Genomic DNA, 385 nt, shown 5'->3' on the forward strand with positions numbered 1-385 from the left:
TCGCGTTGTCCAGCAGCTCCGCCAGCACCACGGCCACCGGCTCGACCGCCTTGCCGACCACGGCCACGCTGGCCTGGGCGTGGATGCTCACCCGGTTGAAGTCCTTGATGCGGCCCTGGGCGCTGCGAGTGACGTCGTAGACGGTCGCCGCCCCCTCGCGGCGGCCAAGCCAGCCGCCGCAGAGCACCGAGATGCCCTTGGCCCGGCGGCCGAACTGGCTGCCGGTGTGGTCCACCGACATCAGGTCGGCCAGCACCTCGCTGTCGTTGCCGTACTTCTTCAGCAGTTGGTCCAGGAGCAGTTGCTGCTCCTCGGCGAGCGACTGGAGTGTGCCCATGGCCGACTTGAGCACGGCCTTGGTCGCCGACTCGGCGTCCGCCCGCAC

At 70.1% G+C, this 385-nt stretch carries 1 pseudogene; it reads right to left on the bottom strand.

Annotated features, from left to right (window positions below):
* Window positions 1-385, bottom strand: a pseudogene (locus tag LPA54_RS41790) (ATP-binding protein); the annotation flags it as partial.

The sequence above is a fragment of the Streptomyces sp. DH12 genome (assembly GCF_020873895.1).
Classification (GTDB): domain Bacteria; phylum Actinomycetota; class Actinomycetes; order Streptomycetales; family Streptomycetaceae; genus Streptomyces.